Raw genomic sequence first — 21,119 nt, 5'->3', positions numbered from 1 at the left:
GCGCCGAGCGCGGGGAAGAGCGCAGGGTTCCACGCAAAATCAGCCCCGCCATCGCCGGCTCGCCGCGGGGCTTTAGGATGAAACCCGGCACAGAGGAACGCTTGCGATGAATGGCCCCCATGCGGCGCCCGCCCACCCGACGCAAGGCTATGCCGAGACCTATGCAAGCTGGCAGGCCGATCCGGATGCCTATTGGCTCGACATGGCCAAGGCGATCGACTGGATCAAGCCGCCGGTGAAGGCGTTCGATTCGGCTGCCGGTATCTATGGCCGCTGGTTCCCGGATGCGACCTGCAACACCTGCTTCAACGCGCTCGATCGGCATGTCCGCGACGGGCGCGGCGACCAGGCCGCGCTGATCTATGACAGTCCGGTCACCGGGACGAAGGCGAGCTACACTTATGCTCAGATGCTGGATGAGGTGGCGACGCTCGCCGCCGTCCTGCAGGAGCTTGGCGTCGGCAAGGGTGATCGCGTCCTGATCTACATGCCGATGGTGCCGGAGGCGGCCTTCGCCATGCTGGCCTGCGCCCGCATCGGCGCCGTGCATTCGGTGGTGTTCGGCGGCTTTGCTGCGAAGGAACTGGCGACGCGCATCGACGATGCCGAGCCCAAGGTCATCCTGACCGCGACCTGCGGCATCGAGCCGACGCGCGTCGTCGAATACAAGCCATTGCTCGACGGGGCGATCGAGATGGCCAGGCACAAGCCGCAGACCTGCGTCGTGCTGCAACGGCCCCAAGTCGATGCCTCGATGCATGTCACCCGCGACAGGAACTGGCGCACGCTGGTGGCCGCTGCGAAGGCCGCCGGGCGCAAGGCGGATTGCGTCGAGGTCGCGGCGACCGACCCGCTCTACATCCTCTACACCTCCGGTACGACGGGGCGGCCGAAGGGCGTGGTGCGCGACAATGGCGGGCACATGGTCGTGCTCAAGGCGACGATGGACCAGCTCTTCGACGTCGGGCCGGGCGAAGTGATGTTCTGTGCCTCCGATGTCGGCTGGGTCGTCGGCCACGGCTATATCGTCTACGCGCCGCTGATCCAGGGCGCGACCAGCGTGCTCTACGAGGGCAAGCCGGTCGGTACGCCCGACCCCGGCGCCTTCTGGCGGGTGATTGCCGAGCATGGCGTGAAGGTGCTGTTCACGGCGCCGACCGCCTTCCGCGCCATCCGCAAGGAGGACCCCGACGGCAAATATCTCGCGGGGCACGATCTCTCTCGCTTCAGGGCGCTGTTCCTAGCCGGCGAGCGGGCCGATCCCGAGACGCTGAAATGGGCCGAGGCGATGCTCAAGGTGCCGGTGATCGACCATTGGTGGCAGACCGAGAGCGGCTCCCCGATCGTCGGCGACCCGATGGGGCTGGGCCTGCTGCCGGTGAAGCACGGCTCGCCGACCGTGCCGCTGCCGGGCTGGGATGTCCAATGCCTCGACGAGGGCGGGCGCCCGGTCGAACCCGGCAAGATGGGCGCGATCGTGCTGAAGCTGCCCTTGCCGCCGGGCGCCCTGCCGACACTCTGGAACGACGATGCACGCTTCAGGGAGGCGTATCTGACGACCTATCCCGGCTACTACAACACCTCGGATGCCGGCTTCATCGACGAGGACGGCTATGTCTTCATCATGGGCCGCACTGACGACATCATCAATGTCGCTGGCCACCGGCTCTCGACCGGTGGCATGGAGGAGGTGCTGGCGGCGCATCCGGCCGTAGCGGAATGCGCGGTCGTCGGCATCCGCGACGCGCTCAAGGGCGAGCAGCCTTGCGGTTTCGTCGTGCTGAAGGCCGGTGCGACGGTGTCGCCCGAGCAGGTCGAGAAGGAGCTCGTCGCATTGGTGCGCGAGCGCATCGGGCCGGTCGCGGCCTTCAAGCTGGCGCTGACGGTCGCGCGATTGCCGAAGACGCGCTCCGGCAAGATCCTGCGGGCCACCATGAAGAAGATCGCCGATGGCGAGGATTATGCCGTGCCGGCGACGATCGAGGATATCGCCGTGCTCGGCGAGATCGGCACCGCGCTGAAGGGCAGGGGACTCGGGTAGGGCCGATCCTGCGCGGGCGAGCTAGTAGGCGATCGTCGCGCCGTTCCAGCTCAGGAGCCGCTCCGGCACGGCGAGGCGCATCAGGTCTTCGCCGACCAGCAGGGCGCCGGCATAGCCTGCCGCCCGGACCTCGCGGGCGAGCGCGGTGGTGTCGGCGTTCGGCGGGACCAGATGGGTCAGTGCCAGCGCCTTCGCGCCGGTTCGCGTTGCGAGCCCTGCCACGACTGCAGGCGTCATGTGGTAGCTCTCGACGGCCGCGACGGTCTCGGCCGAGCGGACACCCGCGACGACGGGCATCTGGCTGGCGATGAAGACCTCGCAAACCAGCAGGTCGCACCCGTTGGCTTGCGCCTCCAGCGACGGCGTCAGGCGCGTGTCGCCCGAGAAGACGACGCGAGTGCCGCCATGCGACAGAGTCAGGCCGAAGGCCGGCTCGACCGGGCGGTGGTCGACCAGGAAAGCCTCGACCGAGAGTGCGCCGAGGCCTGAGACCGGGCCTTCATGCAATTCCTCGAAGATGACCTCAAGGCCCGTCGCATCGGGCCGCTTCTCGAAGGCGATGCGCAAGGCCCGCTCGCGCTCGAAGGCGGTATATTGCGCGCGGAGATTGGCGAGAGCGGGCGCCGGAGCGAGCACGCGCCAGGGTTTGGCGCGACCCTGATGCCAGGAGGAGACCACGAGCTGGTAGAAATCGACCAGATGGTCGGAATGTTCATGCGTGACGATCAGGGCGTCGATATCGGCGCCGCGCGCGCCGGCGGCGACCAGGCGCTGGCTGACGCCGGAGCCGCAATCGATCAGCAGCTTGCGGCCGGCCGCCTCGACGAGATGCGAGGGACCGGCGCGGCGCAGGCTGACGGGCGGTGCGCCGGTGCCGAGGAAGGTGAAGGCGAGGCCATCCATGCTCGACATGCGCAGTGTCCGTCCCGTGAAGTCTTACTCGTCGTCTTCTTCGTCGGCCGGGCGCTTGAGCTGCTTCAGCTTGGCGAAGACGGAATCGACGTCGATAGCCGCTTCCTCCTCGCGCTTCGGTCGGCTCATGTCGGCGAAGGGCTGGCTCTCGCTGGGCTTCGGCTCCGGAGCGATCGCCTCTTCCACCGTGAGCAGGGTCGAGCCGGCCTCGGCCAGCGCGGCCGGGCGGTCCTTGGCGGCGCGGCCGACTTCGAAGTCGAGATCGATCTGCGAGCACAGGCCGAGGCTGACGGGGTCGATCGGGGTCAGCGACTGGGCGTTCCAGTGAGTGCGGTCGCGGATCTGCGCGATGGTCGACTTGGTCGTGCCGATCAGGCGGATGACCTGCGCGTCCTTGAGCTCGGGATGATTGCGCAGCAGCCACAGGATGGCGTTCGGCCGGTCCTGACGCTTCGAGACCGGGGTGTAGCGCGGACCCTTGGTGCGCTTGATCTCCGGCACCTTCACCTTGCGCTCGGCGAGCTTGAGGTGATGGCTCGGGTTCTTGGCCGCGCGCTCCAGTTCCTCGCGGGTGAGTTGGCCGGAGGTGATCGGGTCGAGGCCCTTGATGCCGGCGGCGACTTCGCCGTCCGCGATGCCGCGCACCTCGAGCGGGTGCAGCTTGCAGAACTCGGCGATCTGCTCGAACGTCAGCGAGGTGTTCTCGACCAGCCAGACCGCGGTGGCCTTGGGCATCAGCGGGGTTTGTGACACGGGATGGTCTCCTGTTCGCCTTCGCGCCGCCGCTCGCAGGGGGCTCTCAAAAGGCAGGGTCGCGGACAATAGCTCTCATGCGCCGACCGGCCTCCCCGGCCGGCCATCCAAATCATCGACGATGAGCAGGATGGCGCGCCTTATAGGCGAGGGCGGGGCAAGTGTCCATGAAAAGCAACGTGATCGCAGCCGGTCAGACCGTCAGCACGATCTTGCCGATATGGGTGCTGGATTCCATCAGGCGATGGGCTTCCGCGGCCCGCGCCAGTGGGAAGGTCGCGTGGATCAGCGGCTTGCAGCGTCCGGCCTCCAGCAGCGGCCAGACCTTGGCGTGCAGCTCCGCGGCGATGGCGGCTTTTTCCGGCACTGTGCGTGGGCGCAGGGTCGAGCCGGTATGCGTCAGGCGCTTCAGCATCAGGCGGCTGAAATTGACCGTCGCCTTCGGGCCGTTGAGGAAGGCGATCTGGACGATGCGGCCCTGATCGGCCGCCAGCTCGTAATTGCGGTCGATATAGTCGCCGCCGACCATGTCGAGGATCAGGTCAGTGCCGCGCCCGCCGGTCATGGCCTTGCCCGCCGCGACGAAATCCTCGGTGCGATAGTTGATGGCGTGATCGGCGCCGAGTTCGATGCAGGCTGCGCATTTGTCATCGGAGCCGGCGGTGGCGATGACGGTCGCGCCGAAGGCCTTGGCGAGCTGGATAGCCGTGGTGCCGATGCCGGAGGAGCCGCCATGGACGAGGAAGGTTTCACCGGCCTGCAGGCGGCCACGCTGGAAGACATTGGTCCAGACCGTGAAGAAGGTCTCGGGGATCCCGCCGGCCTCGGTCAGCGTGAGGCCCTTGGGCGCGGGCAGGGCGTTGCGTTCGTCGACCACGGCATATTCCGCGTAGCCGCCACCGGCCACGAGGGCACAGACGGTCGAGCCCACCGCGAAGCGGTTGGCGCCTTCGCCCTGCGCCACGACCGTGCCGGCGAATTCGAGACCGGGAATGTCGGAAGCACCGGGCGGCGGGTTATAGCCGCCCTGGCGCTGCAGGACGTCGGGGCGGTTCACGCCGGCCGCCGCGATGGCGACGAGCATCTGGCCGGGGCCGGGCTTCGGCACAGGGCGCGTTTCCGGCCTGAGCACCTCGGGGCCGCCGGGCGCCGACATGCCGATCGCCGTCATCGTCTCGGGAAGGGTGGTCATGGCCGTCGTCCTCTTGCATTGGTGCGTCGCAGCGTGACTGCGGTCGAAGCGTAGTGCTCGCCTGGAGCATTGCTACCAGCGAAAAACCGGTTCCCACTTTTTCGCGCAATGCTCTAGCGTGCCGCGCGCAGTTTGAGCAGATGCGAGGCCGCCATGTCGATATTCCCGGAGGACGACCGCCCCAAGCCGAAGAGCGTGCATGAGATCGGGCAGGACCTGTCGACGCTGTCGCTGGGCGAGATCGACGAGCGCATCGCTGCGCTCAAGGCCGAGATCGAGCGCCTGATCGAGACGCGATCGCGCAAGGACGCCTCACGCTCGGCAGCGGATGCGTTCTTCCGCAAGCCCGCCTGAAAAAGCGTCAAAAAGAAACGCCCGTTTACCGGGCGTTAATGATTCCAAAGTATGAATCGCATCATCCAGTTTGTCTGGATGTCGAGTGGCTCCTGCCCACTCTGTTTGACGCCTCCCTGTTGACCTTCGAGCCGCCTTTGGCGGCTCTTTTTTTGCCTGCGCGTTCCCTTGCGTCGGCTGGTCGGTTCAATCTTGTGGAGCCGCCTGCCTTGTTGTCGCCACAGCGGTTTAGCCTCGTTAAGGTTAATGGCACCTTACCGACGCCGGAAACCACGATCGGCGCTATCCTTGCGACATCGGTGACCATATCCGTGACGCGTTCCATAGGCGCACGGGTTTGTGCCGATGGGAGACACCAATGAACGACGCCCAGTTGCTCGATCCGCAGACGGAAGAGGGCGCGATTTCCTTTGCACGCGGTTTCGTGCGCTCAGAGGCCTTCATGCTGCTGTTTCGCGAGGGAATGGGACTGGTCGAGCAGACGGCAAGCTATCTCGACGGGGACGGGCGCAAGGATGCCGCCGCGCTGCCGCGCGAGGCCTCGCTGACCTATGCCACCGAGAGCATGCGCCTGACGACGCGGCTGATGCAGATCGCTTCCTGGCTCCTGGTGCAGCGGGCCGTCGCCGAGGGCGAACTCACCGCCGAGCAGGCCCGCACCGAGCATAACAAGGTCAAGATGGGCGATCCGATGCCGCCGCCGGCCGAGCATGTCGTGGCGCAATTGCCGGAACGGTTGCGCGACCTGATGGCGCATTCCTTCCGGTTGCAGGAGCGCATCCGCCATCTCGAGGGCCAGATGTCGGGCGCGGCCCCGGTCCGCGCGAGCATGAATCCCGTCTTGAACCAGCTCGCGAGCCTGGAAGCGCGTCTCGGCTTCGGGCGCTGAGGATTTCAGGTGCGCGGTGCCTGCGGGTGCCGCGATCCGATCATGCCAAAACAAAAAACCCGGCCGCGAGGCCGGGTTTTTTGTTCGAGATCAATGACGGCGGCGCCGGAGCGCCGCAGCATCACTTCTTGCCGATGGCGCCGATGCCGCTGAAGCGCGAGTTGAAGCGCGAGACGCGGCCGCCGCGGTCCAGCATGTGCTGGGTGCCGCCGGTCCAGGCCGGGTGGGTCTTGGGGTCGATGTCAAGGTTCAGCGTGTCGCCTTCCTTGCCGTAGGTCGAGCGGGTGGCATATTCGGTGCCATCGGTCATGACGACCTTGATGGTGTGATAATCGGGGTGGATGCCGGCCTTGGCCATTACGAAGTCCTCGGAGCTACAAAAACGGGCGCATCGACAAGCAGGCGAGCCTGCCCGGCCCGTCGAAAGAATTCGGATGAGCCTGTCGTGAAGTCGCGTGCACATATCGCAGCCGGCGCCTCAGCGCAAGCACAACGCGCCTTTCGAGGCTGCCCCTGCGGCGTTGCGTCGTTTGCCAAGCCCGTCCCGATCGGCTTCACCGGGGCCGATTTGATCGTATTCGAAAGAGCGCGTGCCATGCGTGCGCGCGATGCAGGAGTGCCAGTGCGTGGCCGAAGCTGACAAGAACGACAGGAAGGCCCGGCCCGATTTCCGCTCGCTCGCGACCTTCTGGCCCTATGCGCGGGCGCAGAAGCGCCGGATCGCGCTGGCGCTGGTCGCGCTGGTCGTCGCCTCGCTGGCGACGCTGGCGCTGCCGCTGGCGGTTCGGCGCGTCATCGATGTCGGTTTCGCCGGCGGGGAACGGCAGCTTGCCGACAGTTACTTCATCCTGCTGATCGGCGTGGTCGGCGTGCTGGCGCTGGCGAGCTCGGCGCGGTTCTATCTCGTGATGACGGTGGGCGAGCGCATCGTCGCCTCGCTGCGCTCCGACGTCTTCCGCCATCTGACGCGGCTGGAGCCGGCCTTCTTCGATTCGAGCCGGGCGGGCGATCTCGTCTCGCGGCTCACCGCAGATACCACGCAGATCAAGTCGACCTTCGCCTCGACCGCGTCGATCGCGCTGCGCAACGCCATCATGGCGCTGGGCGCGCTCGCGATGATGGTGGCGACGAGCCCGCGGCTCTCCGCGATCGTCATCGGCGTCATCCCGCTGATCGTGATCCCGCTGGTGCTGTCCGGGCGCTCGGTCCGGCGGCGCTCGCGGGCGGCGCAGGACCGGCTGGCCGATGCCTCCGCCTTCGCGGCCGAGGCGGTCGGCGCGATCCGCACGATGCAGTCCTTCGGCGCCGCCGGCCAGACCTCGGCGCGCTTCGAGGGCGCGTCCGACGACGCCTACTCAGCTTCGCGAGAGGCCACTGCCTCGCGCGCACTGCTCTCGGGCGTCGCGATCTTCCTGGTCAGCGCCAGCGTGGTCTGCGTGCTCTGGGTTGGAGCGACCGAGGTGTTCGACGGCCGGATGAGCGGCGGGCGGCTGTCGCAGTTCATCCTCTACGCCGTGCTGGCGGCGAGCTCGCTCGGCCAGCTCTCCGAGGTCTACGGTGATATCAGCGCCGCCGCAGGCGCCTCCAGCCGGCTCGGCGAGATCCTGGCCCTGAAGCCGGCCATCGCCGCGCCGCCGCATCCCAAGGCGATGCCGGCCCCGTCGCTCGGCGAGCTCGCCTTCGAGAACGTCTCCTTCAGCTATCCCGGCCGCGTCGGTCCGGCATTGTCCAATCTGAACTTCTCGGTCCGGCCGGGCGAGCGAATCGCGCTGGTCGGCCCGTCAGGAGCCGGCAAGAGCACCGTGCTGCAACTGGCGCTGCGTTTCTACGATCCGCAGGACGGGCGCGTCGTCGTCGACGGCGTCGCGGGGCCGGAGGCCGATCCGGAGGTCTGGCGCGAGCGTTTCGCGCTGGTGCCGCAGGAGCCCACCGTGTTCGGCGTCTCGGTGCGCGACAATATCGCCTATGGCCGGCCTGGCGCCTCGCAGGACGAGATCGAGGCTGCCGCAAGACTCGCGGCGGCGGACGAATTCATCCGCGCTCTGCCGGAGGGCTACGAGACAGTCGTCGGCGAGCGCGGCGTGACGCTCTCGGGCGGGCAGCGCCAGCGCCTCGCGATCGCGCGGGCGATCCTCAAGGACGCGCCGATCCTGCTGCTCGACGAAGCGACCTCCGCACTCGATTCGGAAAGCGAGCGGGCGGTGCAGGACGCGCTCGACCGGCTGATGCAGGGCCGGACCACGCTGGTGGTGGCACATCGGCTGGCGACCATCCTCTCGGCCGACCGCATCCTCGTCATGGAGGACGGGCGCATCGTCGAGGAGGGCAGCCATGCCGAGCTCAAGGCGCGCGGCGGGCTCTATGCACGGCTGGCGGCGCTGCAGTTCGGGCTGGAGGCGGCGTAGAGAATCGGACTGAGTATCGTATTCAGTCCGATGTTCCAGCTCTTTGATCCTACATCGGCTTTCCCCGAAAACCGCGCTCCACTTTTCGGGCCGATGCTCTAGGTCGGCTGGCTCGCGGCGACGCGCAGGCGCGGAACCCGGAACCACAAGCCGCTGGCAACGATGATGCCGTTGGCGATGCCATAGGTCACCAGTGCGGCCGCCAGCGCGACGAAGAGCCCGTTGCCGTGGCCAAGGACAATAACCGCGAGCCAGCCCCCGCCCGCTGCGATTGCGACCCGCAGCGCCGCGGCCATGACGGGCCAGCCGACGCGGCCCGCACCCTGCGAGGCGAAGTAGAGCGTCAGGCCGAAGCCGAAGAAGCCATAGGCCGGGCCGACGATGCGCAGATAGTCCGACCCGACCGCGATCATCTGCGGATCATCGCCGAAGAGCGAAAGCCAGGCAGAGGGCATGGCCGCGGCCGCGATGCCGATAGCTTCGGTCAGCAGGCCGGCGATAATGGCGCCGGTCCAGGCGACTTGCAGCGCCCGCTCGCGTTTGCCGGCGCCGATGCAGGTGCCGACCATGGCCGCCGTGGGTGCGCCAAGGCCGAAGACCAGCGGGACGAGGAGGTATTCCAGGCGAGCACCGGTGCCGTAGCCGGCTGCCGCAGCCGGGCCCAGCAGGCCGGCGAGGCCGGTCGCCATCGCGACGGTCAGGTTGGTCGAGACGCTGACGAGCGAGGAGAGGGCGCCGACGCGCAGGATATCCCGCAAAGGCGGCCAGGACAGGCGTGGTGGTAGCATCGATGGCTTGAGCACGCCGCGCCCGGACCAGATATGGGCGGCGAACACGACCGTTCCCACGCTGTAATAGATCAGGATGGCGAGGGCGCCGCCGGCTACGCCGAGATGCGGCAGCGGGCCATAGCCGAAAATAAGCATCGGCGAGAGCGGGATCAGCACGAAGGCGCCGACGATGATGACGGCCGCCGGGAAGAACATATTGCCGGTGCCGCGGATCACTGCTGCGAGCGAGTTGAACAGCCAGATCGGAATGGCGCCGGCGAAGACAAGGTTGGCGTAGAGGACCGCCGCAGCCAGCGAACCCTCTCTCCCGCCCATCGCGGCGAACAGGCGCGGTGCGAAGAGCAACGCTGCGACGGTGACCGCAGCACCGAGCAGGACGGTGATGGCGACCGCATGCCAGACCAGTCCATTGGCTTCCTCGCGCCGGCCTGAGCCCAGCGCCCGCGCGATCGCGGACAGAATGCCGCCGCCCATCGCGCCGGCGGAGACCATCTGCAGCAGCATCAGGAGGGGGAAGACCAGCGCCATGCCGGTCAGCGCGTCGATGCCGAGCTTGGCGACGAAATAGGTTTCGATGAGGCCGATCGAGGCCTGCACGACCATAACGGCAACATTCGGCAGGGCGAGGCGGACGATCGTCGGTCCTACCGGAGCTTCCAGAAGGAGTCTGGTGCGCGCGTCCATCGTCGTCTCCAAAAGAGTGCATATGCACTTGCTATTCCGACCGATACGCGCATATGCACATAATTCCAAGTGCCGTTTGCCAAACGGGCGGCCCGTGACCGGAATGGATGCCATGCAAAAACTGCTGCAGCCGGAAAGCCCGCTGACGCCGTGCAACTGTCTGGCGCTTCGCCAGGCTGCGCGCCATGTCAGCCAGATCTACGAGGCGCATCTCGCGGCGGAAGGCCTGCGCGCCTCGCAATACTCGATCCTCTCGGCGTTGGGCCGTGGCGGACCGATGGCGATCGGCGCGCTCGCCCGCGCGATGGTCATGGATCGGACAACATTGGGGCGGGCGTTGCGGCCACTGGAGCGCGATGGCTTTCTGGAGATCGCGCCGGGGCCGGACGGGCGCACGCGCAGTCTGCGGCTGACCCCGGCCGGCGAGACCAAGCTCGCTGCCGCCGCGATACGGTGGCGCGAGGCCCAGGCCGAGTTCGAGACGTCTTTCGGAACGCAGGCAGCGGCCGAATTACGCGATACGCTGCGGCAGGTCGTCGTCCGGACCGGCGAGCGCGGCGTCCACGGATAGACGCCGCTGCGCGCTTCTCACCGCTCCGTGATCTTGAACTCGATACGGCGGTTGCGGCGGTGGGCCTCGTCGGTATTGGCGACGTCGAGGGGCTGGTATTCGCCGAAGCCGGTCGCGGCGACGCGGTCGGTCGGCAGGCTGCGCGAGATCAGGTACTCAACCACGGCGATGGCGCGGGCCGAGGAGAGATGCCAGTTCGAGGGGAACTGCGCGGTCTTGATCGGGCGGTTGTCGGTATGGCCGTCGACGCGCAGGATCCAGGGCAGGTCCGGCGGCATCTCGTTGCCGAGATCGAGCAGGATGGTCGCGAGCTTGTCGAGCTCGCCCTTGCCTTCCGGTTTCAGCACGGCCTGCCCGGCATCGAAGAAGACCTCGGACTGGAAGACGAAGCGGTCGCCAACGACGCGGATATCGGGCCGCGTGCCGAGCACCTGACGCAGGCGGCCGAAGAAGTCGGAGCGGTAGCGGGCGAGTTCCTGCACGCGCTGGGCCAAGGCGACGTTGAGGCGCGAGCCGAGCTCGGAGATGCGGGCCTGCGAATCCTTGTCCTTGGCCTCAGAAGCGGCGAGCGCCTCTTCCAGCGCGGCGAGCTGGCGGCGCATGGCCTGGATCTGTTGGTTGACGAGATCGACCGTCGCCTGGGCGCGGGCGGAGAGCTGCTTCTCGGCGTCGAGAGCCTTCTGCGATTCGGCGAGCTGGGCGCCGGCATTGCTGCCGGCTTGCGTGTCGATCAGGCCCTGAAGGCGGGTGCGATCGCCCTGCGCCTGCGCCAATGTCGACTGCATGAGCTGGAGGCTTTCCTGCGCCTGCCGGTTGGAGGAGCGCTCCAGGGCGAGCAGGTCGGTCAGTTCGGAAATCTGCTTGTTGAGACGCTCCAGCGCCGTGTCCTTGCCGGTCAGTTCCTGCGAGAGGAAGAACTGGCCGAGCACGAAGACGGTGAGCAGGAAGACGATGCCGATCAGCATCGTCGATAGCGCATCGACGAATCCGGGCCAGAAGTTCGTTTCCTCGCGGCGATGGGCGCGGGAGAGGGCCATCCGTCAGCGTCCTGCCTTGTCCGAAAGCATCATGGCTCGGTGACCTGGTCGGCGGTGAGGCGGTCGATCAGGCGCTTCAGGTCCTTTTCGCGGGCGGCCTGCGCCTCGACCCAGTCGCGGATCATCTGCTGCTCGGAGCGCATGTGCTGGACGAGGCCCTGGATGCCTTCCGCGAGATTGGAGAGGGCCTGCGTCGCGGCGCGGTTGTTGGAGGCGCCGTCGGCCATGGCGGCGCTGAGCTGCTCGAAGCGGTCGGCGAGCGGGTTGCCGACGCCAAGCAGCGCGGCGGGCGCCTCGGGCGCGCCGGTGCGGCTGCCGAGCCAGCTTTCGACCTCGTTGCGGAAGCGGCGCTGCGCCTGCCCGACCTGCAGGTCGAGGAAACCGAGAATCAGCGAGCCGGCGATGCCGAAGAGCGAGGACGAGAAGGACAGGCCCATGCCGGCGAGCGGGGCGGAGAGGCCGGCCTTGAGTTCGTCGAAGAGCACGCCGGCCTCGGCACCGGTGCGCAGCGACTTGATGACGCCGCCGACCGAGCCGACCGTGTCGAGCAGGCCCCAGAAGGTGCCGAGCAGGCCGAGGAAGACGAGCAGGCCACCGAGATAGCGCAGCACTTCGCGGCCGTCGTCCAGCCGGACCGCGATCGATTCGAGCACGGAGACGGCCTGGGCCGGTGCCAGCGTACCGCGCTCCAGCGCCGGCAGGACCGAGCCCATCGGGGCGATGATCTGGCCGCGGCGGAGTTCGGCCGATGCGGGGTCCAGCGCGAGGTTGGTCGCGGCGCGCGCCTCGCTATGGAGGCGCCAGAGCTCGCGCAATGCGATCAGGCAGCCGACGAGCAGGGCGCCCAGGATGAGGCCGTTCAGACCGGGATTGGTCATGAAGGCGTCGACCAGCCCGCGCTGCAGGATGTAGCCGAGGAAGCCGATCAGGGCGAGGAACAGGACCGCGCGAACGACGTAACGGAGCGGCCTGGAGAAGCGGACTTGCGTCCGCACGCTTGCGGCCGTTGCCGGCTCGGCCGCGAAATCCTCAGTCGCCATGCGTCGTCTTCCGTTCGCCTCGGAGTGCGGGGAGGACTGTCGCCTCCCACGCCGCCGGGATCAAGCACGAAAGAGCAACAGTTTGGTGGCTCTTGGATTTCAGGCCGCCGCGGTCTTCAATGCGGCGCTCAGCGCGCGCTCACCGGCCTCGTTGCCGCAGATGATGTCCTTCGCGCTGGTCATGGGCTTGCCGTCGAGCGTGCCGAAGGTGCCGCCGGCCTCGCGGATCAGCACCGCGCCGGCCGCGAAATCCCAGGTGTTGAGGCCGCGCTCCCAATAGGCGTCCATGCGGCCGGCCGCGACATAGGCGATGTCGAGCGCGGCCGAGCCCATGCGGCGGACATTGGCGAAGCGCGGCATCACGGCGGCGAGCTCGCGCAGGAACTGGCCATGGCCGCCCTTGCCGATATGCGGGATGCCGGTGCCGATCAGCATGTCGGCGGGCTCGTTGCGGCCGGAGACGCGCAGGCGGCGGTTGTTGACGAAGGCACCCTTGCCCTTCTCTGCCATGAACATCTCGTCCTTGGCAGCGTCGTAGATCACGCCGGCGATGAACTGGTTGTCGCGCTCCAGCGCGACCGAGATGTTCCAATGCGGGATGCCGCGCAGGAAGTTATGGGTGCCGTCGAGCGGGTCGATATGCCAGCGGTTGCTCTCGTCGGTGCCGTGGACGACGCCGCTCTCCTCCATGACGAAGCCATAGCCGGGGCGGGCCTTCTCCAGCGCCTCGCGCAGGATCTCCTCGGCCTTGTGGTCAGCCTTGGAGACGAAATCGCCCGGGCCCTTGGCGAGGACCTGCAGGTTCTCGACCTCGCCGAAATCGCGCTTCAGCGAACGGGACGCCTTCATCACGGCGTCGGTCATCACGGTCATCAGGGGGGAGCGGATCATCGGAAACCTCTTGCGCGCCGGAACGACGCGATGAGCCAGCGGCGCAAGCCTTGCGCCCGGCAGGAATTTAGTGAGCCGTCACTTGCGCGGGTCTTAGGGCGCCGTCAAGACGGCGCTGCTGATCCGGCCGGCGGCCATGCGGGCGGCGCGGGCCTGCTGCTCGGGCTTGAGGCGCTCGAACAGGTCGTCCAGCGCGGCATCCTTCAGGCCCTGCGAACGGGCCGCGAGATGCCAGGCGGCCGCCTCGATCGTATCAGGCGCGATGCCGAGCCCGAATTGATAGAGCTTGGCGAGCCGGTTCTGGGCGATCGGGTTGCCCTGCCAGGCGGCGCGGCGGAACAGGTTCGCAGCGGCGGTCTCGTTCTTGTCCACGCCGGTGCCGTTGAACAGCATGATGGCGTATTCGACCTCGCCGGGCACATTGCCGGCCGCGGAGGCCTGCTTCATCCAGCGGGCCGCGACCTCCTCGTTTGCCGGCATGCCGCGACCCTGCTTGGCCAGAACGCCGAGGGCGTACATCGCGTCGCCGACCTGGGCCTTCGCCGCGATCTCGAGGCAGGCGACGGCGCGCTTGTCGTCTTCCTCCCGGTTCGCCGCGAGCAGGGCGATGGCGAGATTATAGTTGGCGGCGGGGTGGCCTGCCTTGGCAGCCTTCTCCAGCAGGGCGCCGGCGCGGGCCGGATCGCGCTTGCCGCTCTTCTCGTCGAGAAGCTGCGTCGCCAATGCGAAGGCAGCATTGATGTCGCCGCGCGTCTCGGCGCGCTCGTACCATTCTGTGGCGACCTTCTGGTCGGGCGGGACGCCGAGGCCCTGGCGATAGAGTTCGCCGACGAGGGTCATCGCAGCGGCGTCGCTGCTGTCGGCCTCGATGCGCTTCAGCGCCTCGGCCAGCGCACGACGATAATGCCCGGCCTGATAGGCGCCATAGGCGGCGTCCGGCGTGGCTGCTGCCTCGGCCGGACCCAGGAGAAGGGCGCCGGCGAGCAGGACGAGCCCGGCAAGCCGTTTCATCGCGCCGCCTTCCGCGCCGCGCAGGCGGCGGTGGCGGCATTGGCCTGCTCGACCAGGGCGCGGATATCCTGGCCCTCCTCGAAGGCCCAGGCGCCGAGCGCGACGAATTCAGCGCCGGTCTCGACCAGCGCCGGGATGGATTCGGCGTCGGGCGCATAGGCGACGCAGGGCGTCTCGAAGATCTCGGCCCACCAGCCGGCGCGCTCGACCACCGCCGCCAGCGGCGGCAGCGAGCCATCCGGGCGCGGCTCGCCGAACATCACGTAATCGACGCCGGCCTCGCCGGCATCCATGGCGTCATGGCGGGCTCGCAGGCCGCCGATGCCGATGATGCGCTCGCTCTTCAGGCTGGAGCGCGCCTCGGCGACCGCGGCCGGGCCGCCGGTGAGATGGACGCCATCGGCGCCGCCGCGCGCGGCGACGAGCGCGTTGTCCTCGACGACGAGCGCAACGCCGTTGGCCTGGACCGGGCCGGCGAGGCGCTTGACGCGCTCGATCCTGCTGCGGTCGTCGCCGGGCGTCAGGCGCAGCAGCACGGCGGCGACATCGCCGCCGGCCATGGCCTGCATCAGGCGAAAGGCCATGGCCTCCGCGTCAGCGACGGGAGGAGTGACGAGCATCAGGCGAGTGGAGAAAGATTGTGTGGTCATGATTTGCTGCGCAAACGGCCCGCAGCGAAGTCCAATGTCAAGACCGCAAGACCGGCAACGAGGCTCCAGAAGGCCGAGCCGATGCCGAAAAGCGAAAGGCTGGAGGCGGCGACGGCGAAAGTGACGACGGCAGCGAAGCGCTCCTTGTCGGAGGCCATGGCCTGTCCGAGCGCGCCGGTGAGCGAGCCGATCAGCCCCAGGCCCGCCACGGCGACGATCAGTGCCTTGGGCAGCGCCAGCAGGAGGGCGATCAGCAGGCCGGTGCAGGCGGCGACGACGAAATAGGCGAATCCGTAGAGCACGCCCGCCTTCCAGCGCTGGGCCGGGTCGGGGTGAGTGTCGCTGCCCGTGCAGATCGAGGCCGATATCGCAGCCATGTTGGTCATATGCGCGCCGAAGAGGGCGGTGAGCAGCGATGTCAGGCCCGTGACGAACAGGGAGGGCGCGGTCGGCGGATTGTAGCCGGCGGCGCGCAGCACGGCGAAGCCCGGCAGGTTCTGGGCGGCCATGGTGACGAGATAGAGCGGGACGCCGATGCCGAGCATGGCCGGAATATCGAAGCGTGGCGTGACGAATTCGAGGCCGCTCAGCGTCATTGCTCCGGCAGGCCAATGGGCGAGGCCGCCGACGAAGCTGATCGCGATGCCGGCGACGAGCGCGGCGATGACGCCGAGGAACGGGTTGAGCAAGCGCGCCACGAGGAAGACTGCCAGCAGCGGCAGGACAAGGCCGGGCGAGAGCCGCATCTCGTCGAAGACGGCGACGACGAAGCGGAAGATGACGCCGGCGAGCATCGCCGCCGCGACCGGCATCGGGATACGCTCGATCAGCCTGCCGAGGGGGCGGAACGCGGCGGTCAGCATCATCAGCACGGCGGCGACCAGGAAGGCGCCGACGGCGGAAGCCATGTCGAAGCCGGTGACCGCCGCGATCAAGGCCGCGCCGGGCGTCGACCAGGCGCAGATCATCGGCATGCGATAGCGCCAGGACAGGAAGAGGCTGGAGGCGCCGGTGGCGAGGCAGAGCGCCGCGATCCAGGAGATGGTCTGGCCGGGCGTGGCGCCCAGCGCCTGCGCGGCCTGCAGGATGACGGCGACGGAGGCGGCAAAGCCGACGAAGACCGCAACCAGGGCAGAGAAGACGATCGACATGGTGCGGGTAGCCGGCTGGAACGGAGGCAAGCCAGCGTTGAACCAGAAAACGCGGGACGCGGAAAGGGTGGCGGACGCAGGGCCGGAGCCACTCTGGGGTACGGAGCTTGCCCGAAGATGGCCTGCCGATGGAAGGAACGTGTCATGCGGCTGTCAAAGCCTGAGTCTAGCTGCGCATTATTCCAATCCGAAGTGACCGGGGCCGGCCATGCGCGATGACGAATACGAATCCACTTTCGGCGCCAGCATGCTGGAGCATGAGGATGCCGAGCCGCGGAATCCGACCGAAAACCCGACCATGGGTGAATTGATTTCGCAGCGCTTCTCGCGGCGTGGGTTGCTGAAAGGCGCGCTGGCCGTCTCGGCGATCTCGGCGACGGTCGGCACGCTGGCGCTGGAAACCGCCGCGGAGGCGCAGGTGCAAGGCGCGAAATCCGCCTTCTCCTTCAAGGAGGTCGAGGTCGGCGTCGATGCCGATCATCATGTCGCTGATGGCTACGAGGCGCAGGTTCTGCTGCGCTGGGGTGATCCGCTGACGGCCGATGCGCCGGCCTTCGACCCGGCGAAGCAGAGCGCCGAGGCCCAAAGCAAGCAGTTCGGCTACAATAACGATTTCGTCGGCTATGTGCCGATGATGGGCGCCGCCGACCCGTCCGCGCACGGGCTGCTCTTCGTCAATCACGAATACACCAACCCGCACCTGATGTTCCCGGGCGTCGTCGAGATGAAGGACGGCAAGCCGGTCATGAAGAACGCGACGCCGGACCGCTTCGCGATCGAGGCGATGGCGCATGGCGCGACGGTGGCGGAAATCCGCAAGACCGGGAGCCAGTGGGCGCTGGTCAGGGATTCCAGGTACAATCGCCGTGTTACCGTGGCGACCGAGATGCAGCTCTCTGGACCGGTCGCCGGCCATGAGCGCGTGCAGACCAAGGCCGATGCCACGGGCCGCAAGGTGCTGGGCACGCTCAACAACTGCTCGGGCGCGCTGACGCCCTGGGGCACCTTCGTCTCGGGCGAGGAGAATTTCCACGGCTATTTCTCCGGCAAGCTGCCGGAAGGCCATCGCGAGGAAGCCAACTACAAGCGCCTCGCCGTGCCGTCCTCGCCCTATGCCTGGGGCCGTTTCGAGGAGCGTTTCGACCTCGCCAAGGAGCCGAACGAGGCCAACCGCTTCGGCTGGGTGATCGAGGTCGACCCCTTCGATCCAAACTCGGTGCCGAAGAAGCGGACTGCGCTCGGCCGCTTCAAGCACGAGGGCGCCGACATGATCGTCGCCAGCAATGGCCGCGTGGCCGTCTATCTCGGCGACGACGAGCGCTTCGACTATGTCTACAAATTCGTGACAGCCGGCCGCTTCGACCCGAACAACCGCGCGGCCAATCTCGACCTGCTCGATGCCGGCACGCTGTACGTCGCCAAGTTCGCTGCCGACGGTACGCATGAATGGCTGCCATTGGTTTTCGGGCAGGGGCCATTGACGGCCGTCAACGGCTTCCAGAGCCAGGCGGACGTGCTGATCGAGGCGCGCCGCGCCGGCGATCTGCTCGGCGCGACCAAGATGGATCGCCCCGAGGACATCACGCCGAACCCGGTGACGGGCAAGGTCTATGTGATGCTGACCAACAATACGAGCCGCAAGGATGGGGAGGTTGATGCCGCCAATCCGCGCGCCAAGAACGCCTTCGGCCATATCATCGAGATCGCCGAGGCCGATGGCGACCACACGGCGACCAAGGGGCGCTGGGAGATCCTGCTGAAATGCGGCGACCCTTCCGTCGCTGCGGTCGGCGCGAGCTTCTCGACCGATACGACGAAGAACGGCTGGTTCGGCATGCCCGACAATGCCGTGGTCGATTCCGCCGGGCGGCTCTGGGTCGCGACCGATGGCAACGGTATCGACGTGACAGGGCGCACCGATGGGCTCTGGGCGGTTGATACCGAGGGCGGCGCGCGCCGGACCTCGAAGCTGTTCTATCGCGTGCCGCATGGCGCGGAGATGTGCGGCCCCTGCTTCACGCCGGACGACACCACCGCTTTCGTTGCCGTGCAGCATCCCGGCGACGACGGCCCGGACTGGCCGGAATTCGGCCGCCGTTCCTATTACGAGGACCTGTCGACCCGCTGGCCGGACTTCAAGCCGGACATGCCGGTGCGGCCGTCCGTGGTGGCGATCACCAAGAAGGGCGGCGGCAAGATCGGCGTTTGAGGCGGTTCGCCGTCATGGCCGGGTTCGACCCGGCCACCTCCCGAAAGCAAAAACGCCCGGTCGATGCGACCGGGCGTTTCCGTTTGAAAGCCTGCTCACTTGCAGTGAAGGTCAGGCCGCCTTCTTGGCTCCGAAGGTCGGGTCGAGCTCGCCCTTGGCGTAGCGCTTGGCCATCTCGGCCAGGGTGATGACGCGCTTGATCTTCGAGGCCTGGCCGGCGGTGTTGAACTCTTCAAGGCGCTGCTTGCAGAGCTTGGTCATCGCTTCCATGGCGGGCTTCAGATACTTGCGCGGATCGAACTCGCCGGGGTTCTCCGACAGGATCTTGCGGATCTGGCCGGTCATCGCCATGCGGTTGTCGGTGTCGATGTTGATCTTGCGCACGCCGTGCTTGATGCCGCGCTGGATCTCCTCGACCGGCACGCCCCAGGTCTGGGGCATCTTGCCGCCATACTGGTTGATGACGTCCTGGAGGTCCTGCGGAACGCTGGACGAGCCGTGCATGACGAGATGCGTGTTCGGCAGCAGCTTGTGGATCGCCTCGATGACATGCATCGCGAGGATCGCGCCGTCGGGCTTGCGGGTGAACTTGTAGGCGCCGTGCGAGGTGCCCATGGCGATGGCGAGCGCGTCGACCTTGGTCTCGGCGACGAACTTCACCGCTTCGTCGGGATTGGTCAGGAGCTGGTCGTGGCTGAGCTTGCCCTCGAAGCCGTGGCCGTCCTCCTTCTCGCCCTCGCCGGATTCGAGCGAGCCGAGCACGCCGAGCTCGCCCTCGACCGAGATGCCGCCGAGATGGGCCATGTCGGTGACGGTCTTGGTCACGCCGACATTGTAGTCCCAGTCGCCCGGCGTCTTGCCGTCGGCCTTGAGCGAGCCGTCCATCATCACCGAGGTGAAGCCGGCCTGGATCGCGGTCATGCAGGTCGCCGGCTCGTTGCCGTGGTCGAGATGCACGCAGACCGGGATATGCGGATAGATCTCGGTGACGGCGTCCATCATGTGCTTGAGCATGATGTCGTTGGCGTAGGAGCGGGCGCCGCGCGAGGCCTGGATGATCACCGGCGCGTCGGTCGCATCCGCCGCCGCCATGATCGCCAGCGCCTGCTCCATGTTGTTGATGTTGAAGGCGGGCACGCCGTAGTCGTTCTCGGCGGCATGATCGAGCAACTGGCGAAGCGTGATACGGGCCACGATGGCACTCCCCTTTGGTTTATCGGTCTGAGGGTGGATTTAGTGCGTCGGCGCCGGCCGCGCAAAGCGAAACCGGCGAAAACCTTAAAATGCGAGCGGCCGCCCCGTGTCGAAGCGGGTGACGGGGGCGCCCTGTCGAGGATCAGGCCTTCCTGAGCGCCTCGACGCCGGGCAGGGCCTTGCCTTCCATCCATTCGAGGAAGGCGCCGCCCGCCGTCGAGACATAGGAGAGGTCCTCGGCCACGCCGGCATGATTCATGGCCGCGACGGTGTCGCCGCCGCCGGCGACCGCAACGAGCTCACCTGCCTGGACGCGCCTGGCTGCGGCCTTGGCAACGGCGACCGTCGCGGTGTCGAAGGGCGGCAGTTCGAAGGCGCCGAAGGGGCCGTTCCAGACCAGTGTCTTGACCTTCTCCAGCCGCATGATGACTTCGGCGATCGAGAGCGGGCCGGCGTCGAGGATCATCTCGTCGGCTTCGACGCCGCCGACCGGCACGACGCGGTAGCTCGGATGGGCCTTGAATTCGCGGGCCACAAGCGCATCGACCGGCAACAGGATCTCGCAGCCGGCGGCCTTGGCTTTCTCCTCGATCTCGCGGGCGGTGCCGACGAGGTCGTGCTCGCAAAGCGACTTGCCGACATCGACGCCGCGCGCGGCGAGGAAGGTGTTGGCCATGCCGCCGCCGATGGCAAGCACGTCGACCTTCTTCACGAGGTTGCCGAGCAGCTCGAGCTTGGTCGAGACCTTGGCGCCGCCGACGATCGCCATGACCGGACGGGCCGGGTTGTCGAGGCCGGCGGAGAGAGCTTCGAGCTCGGCCTGCATGGTGCGCCCGGCATAGGCCGGCAGGACATGGGCTAGGCCTTCGGTCGAGGCGTGCGCCCGGTGCGCAGCCGAGAAGGCATCGTTGACATAGAGATCGCCGTTGGCGGCGAGCGCCTTCACGAACTCCGCGTCGTTCTTCTCGTCGCCGGCGTGGAAGCGGGTGTTCTCCAGCAGCAGGACGTCGCCGTTCTTCGCGGCGCTCAGCGCCTTGGCGACATCGTCGCCGATGCAATCCTCGACGAAGGTGACGGGGCGGCCGAGCGCTTCGGTCAGCGCCGGCACGACCTGGCGCAGGCTGTTCTTGTCGTCGCGGCCCTTCGGGCGGCCGAAATGCGCGAGCAGCACGACCTTGCCGCCCTTGTCGGCGATCTCGCGGATCGTCGGCAGGATGCGGTCGATGCGGGTGGTGTCGCTGACCTTGCCGTCTTCCATGGGAACGTTGAGGTCGACGCGGACAAGCACGCGCTTTCCGGCGAGATCGGCGTCGTCGAGGGTGCGGAAGGCAGTCATCGGGCTCT

Annotated in this window: 19 protein-coding genes; 6 read left to right on the top strand and 13 right to left on the bottom strand. The window is 67.6% G+C overall.

The features are described from left to right. Positions 1 to 106: 106 nt before the first annotated feature. Positions 107 to 2,041, top strand: a complete 1,935-nt coding sequence (locus Q9235_RS02940; protein ID WP_306225302.1) for a propionyl-CoA synthetase — start codon at positions 107 to 109, stop codon at positions 2,039 to 2,041. A gap of 21 nt (positions 2,042 to 2,062) precedes the next feature. On the opposite strand, the gene Q9235_RS02935 is transcribed toward Q9235_RS02940, so the two are convergent. The 3 genes from Q9235_RS02935 to Q9235_RS02925 all read right to left on the bottom strand — a co-directional run bounded on the left by Q9235_RS02935 (position 2,063) and on the right by Q9235_RS02925 (position 4,898). Beyond that, entirely contained in the window at positions 2,063 to 2,953 is an 891-nt protein-coding gene (locus Q9235_RS02935) for an MBL fold metallo-hydrolase (protein ID WP_306225301.1), read from the bottom strand. Between the two features lie 24 nt (positions 2,954 to 2,977). Next, positions 2,978 to 3,706, bottom strand: a complete 729-nt coding sequence (locus Q9235_RS02930) for a DUF1013 domain-containing protein (RefSeq protein WP_306225300.1) — start codon at positions 3,704 to 3,706, stop codon at positions 2,978 to 2,980. 193 nt (positions 3,707 to 3,899) lie between these two features. Continuing rightward, entirely contained in the window at positions 3,900 to 4,898 is a 999-nt protein-coding gene (locus tag Q9235_RS02925; RefSeq protein ID WP_306225299.1) for an NAD(P)H-quinone oxidoreductase, read from the bottom strand. Positions 4,899 to 5,051: 153 nt separating this feature from the next. Here Q9235_RS02925 and Q9235_RS02920 point away from each other — a divergent pair, with 153 nt between their 5' ends. Further along, positions 5,052 to 5,252 (top strand): DUF1192 domain-containing protein, encoded by a 201-nt coding sequence (locus tag Q9235_RS02920; RefSeq protein ID WP_306225298.1) that lies wholly within the window; start codon positions 5,052 to 5,054, stop codon positions 5,250 to 5,252. Positions 5,253 to 5,610: 358 nt separating this feature from the next. Further along, entirely contained in the window at positions 5,611 to 6,141 is a 531-nt protein-coding gene (rcdA, locus tag Q9235_RS02915; RefSeq protein WP_306225297.1) for a protease adaptor protein RcdA, read from the top strand. A 121-nt stretch (positions 6,142 to 6,262) separates the two neighbouring features. On the opposite strand, the gene rpmE is transcribed toward rcdA, so the two are convergent. Next, complete coding sequence (gene rpmE, locus Q9235_RS02910; RefSeq protein WP_199091846.1) at positions 6,263 to 6,499, bottom strand: 50S ribosomal protein L31; 237 nt, start codon at positions 6,497 to 6,499, stop codon at positions 6,263 to 6,265. A 250-nt stretch (positions 6,500 to 6,749) separates the two neighbouring features. On the opposite strand from rpmE, the gene Q9235_RS02905 reads away from it, so the two are divergent. Beyond that, positions 6,750 to 8,546 carry an ABC transporter transmembrane domain-containing protein gene (locus Q9235_RS02905; RefSeq protein ID WP_422678343.1) on the top strand — a complete coding sequence of 599 codons (1,797 nt, stop codon included), beginning with the start codon at positions 6,750 to 6,752 and terminating at the stop codon, positions 8,544 to 8,546. A 98-nt stretch (positions 8,547 to 8,644) separates the two neighbouring features. Here Q9235_RS02905 and Q9235_RS02900 read toward each other — a convergent pair whose 3' ends face one another. Then, positions 8,645 to 10,021 (bottom strand): MATE family efflux transporter, encoded by a 1,377-nt coding sequence (locus Q9235_RS02900; protein ID WP_306225295.1) that lies wholly within the window; start codon positions 10,019 to 10,021, stop codon positions 8,645 to 8,647. Positions 10,022 to 10,133: 112 nt separating this feature from the next. Between Q9235_RS02900 and Q9235_RS02895 the strand changes: the two genes are divergently transcribed. Beyond that, the gene (locus tag Q9235_RS02895; protein ID WP_306225294.1) at positions 10,134 to 10,592 is read left to right on the top strand and encodes a MarR family winged helix-turn-helix transcriptional regulator; all 459 of its coding nucleotides are present in this window, start codon (positions 10,134 to 10,136) and stop codon (positions 10,590 to 10,592) included. A gap of 17 nt (positions 10,593 to 10,609) precedes the next feature. Here Q9235_RS02895 and Q9235_RS02890 read toward each other — a convergent pair whose 3' ends face one another. The 6 genes from Q9235_RS02890 to Q9235_RS02865 form a co-directional block, all read right to left on the bottom strand. Next, a complete protein-coding gene (locus tag Q9235_RS02890; RefSeq protein ID WP_306225293.1) occupies positions 10,610 to 11,629 on the bottom strand; it encodes a peptidoglycan -binding protein in 1,020 nt (339 codons plus the stop codon). Between the two features lie 29 nt (positions 11,630 to 11,658). Further along, entirely contained in the window at positions 11,659 to 12,669 is a 1,011-nt protein-coding gene (locus Q9235_RS02885; protein ID WP_306225292.1) for a flagellar motor protein MotA, read from the bottom strand. A 99-nt stretch (positions 12,670 to 12,768) separates the two neighbouring features. After that, positions 12,769 to 13,560 (bottom strand): inositol monophosphatase family protein, encoded by a 792-nt coding sequence (locus Q9235_RS02880; RefSeq protein ID WP_306225291.1) that lies wholly within the window; start codon positions 13,558 to 13,560, stop codon positions 12,769 to 12,771. Between the two features lie 93 nt (positions 13,561 to 13,653). Then, positions 13,654 to 14,571 (bottom strand): tetratricopeptide repeat protein, encoded by a 918-nt coding sequence (locus tag Q9235_RS02875; RefSeq protein ID WP_306225290.1) that lies wholly within the window; start codon positions 14,569 to 14,571, stop codon positions 13,654 to 13,656. Continuing rightward, positions 14,568 to 15,221 (bottom strand): thiamine phosphate synthase, encoded by a 654-nt coding sequence (locus Q9235_RS02870; RefSeq protein ID WP_306225289.1) that lies wholly within the window; start codon positions 15,219 to 15,221, stop codon positions 14,568 to 14,570. The genes Q9235_RS02875 and Q9235_RS02870 overlap by 4 nt, the downstream gene beginning before the upstream one ends. Next, positions 15,218 to 16,372 (bottom strand): benzoate/H(+) symporter BenE family transporter, encoded by a 1,155-nt coding sequence (locus Q9235_RS02865; RefSeq protein ID WP_306225288.1) that lies wholly within the window; start codon positions 16,370 to 16,372, stop codon positions 15,218 to 15,220. Before Q9235_RS02865 ends, Q9235_RS02870 begins: the two co-directional genes overlap by 4 nt. 208 nt (positions 16,373 to 16,580) lie before the next feature. Between Q9235_RS02865 and Q9235_RS02860 the strand changes: the two genes are divergently transcribed. Then, a complete protein-coding gene (locus Q9235_RS02860) occupies positions 16,581 to 18,581 on the top strand; it encodes a PhoX family protein (RefSeq protein WP_422678259.1) in 2,001 nt (666 codons plus the stop codon). Positions 18,582 to 18,692: 111 nt separating this feature from the next. On the opposite strand, the gene fba is transcribed toward Q9235_RS02860, so the two are convergent. Both fba and Q9235_RS02850 read right to left on the bottom strand, forming a co-directional pair. Further along, positions 18,693 to 19,775, bottom strand: a complete 1,083-nt coding sequence (gene fba, locus Q9235_RS02855; protein ID WP_047577136.1) for a class II fructose-bisphosphate aldolase — start codon at positions 19,773 to 19,775, stop codon at positions 18,693 to 18,695. Between the two features lie 142 nt (positions 19,776 to 19,917). Then, the gene (locus Q9235_RS02850; protein WP_306225287.1) at positions 19,918 to 21,111 is read right to left on the bottom strand and encodes a phosphoglycerate kinase; all 1,194 of its coding nucleotides are present in this window, start codon (positions 21,109 to 21,111) and stop codon (positions 19,918 to 19,920) included. Positions 21,112 to 21,119 lie beyond the last annotated feature (8 nt).

It is taken from the genome of Bosea beijingensis, assembly GCF_030758975.1.
Classification (GTDB): Bacteria; Pseudomonadota; Alphaproteobacteria; order Rhizobiales; family Beijerinckiaceae; genus Allobosea; species Allobosea beijingensis.
Note: the sequence above shows the minus strand (reverse complement) of the source record. Positions and strands in the feature narration are given on the sequence as shown.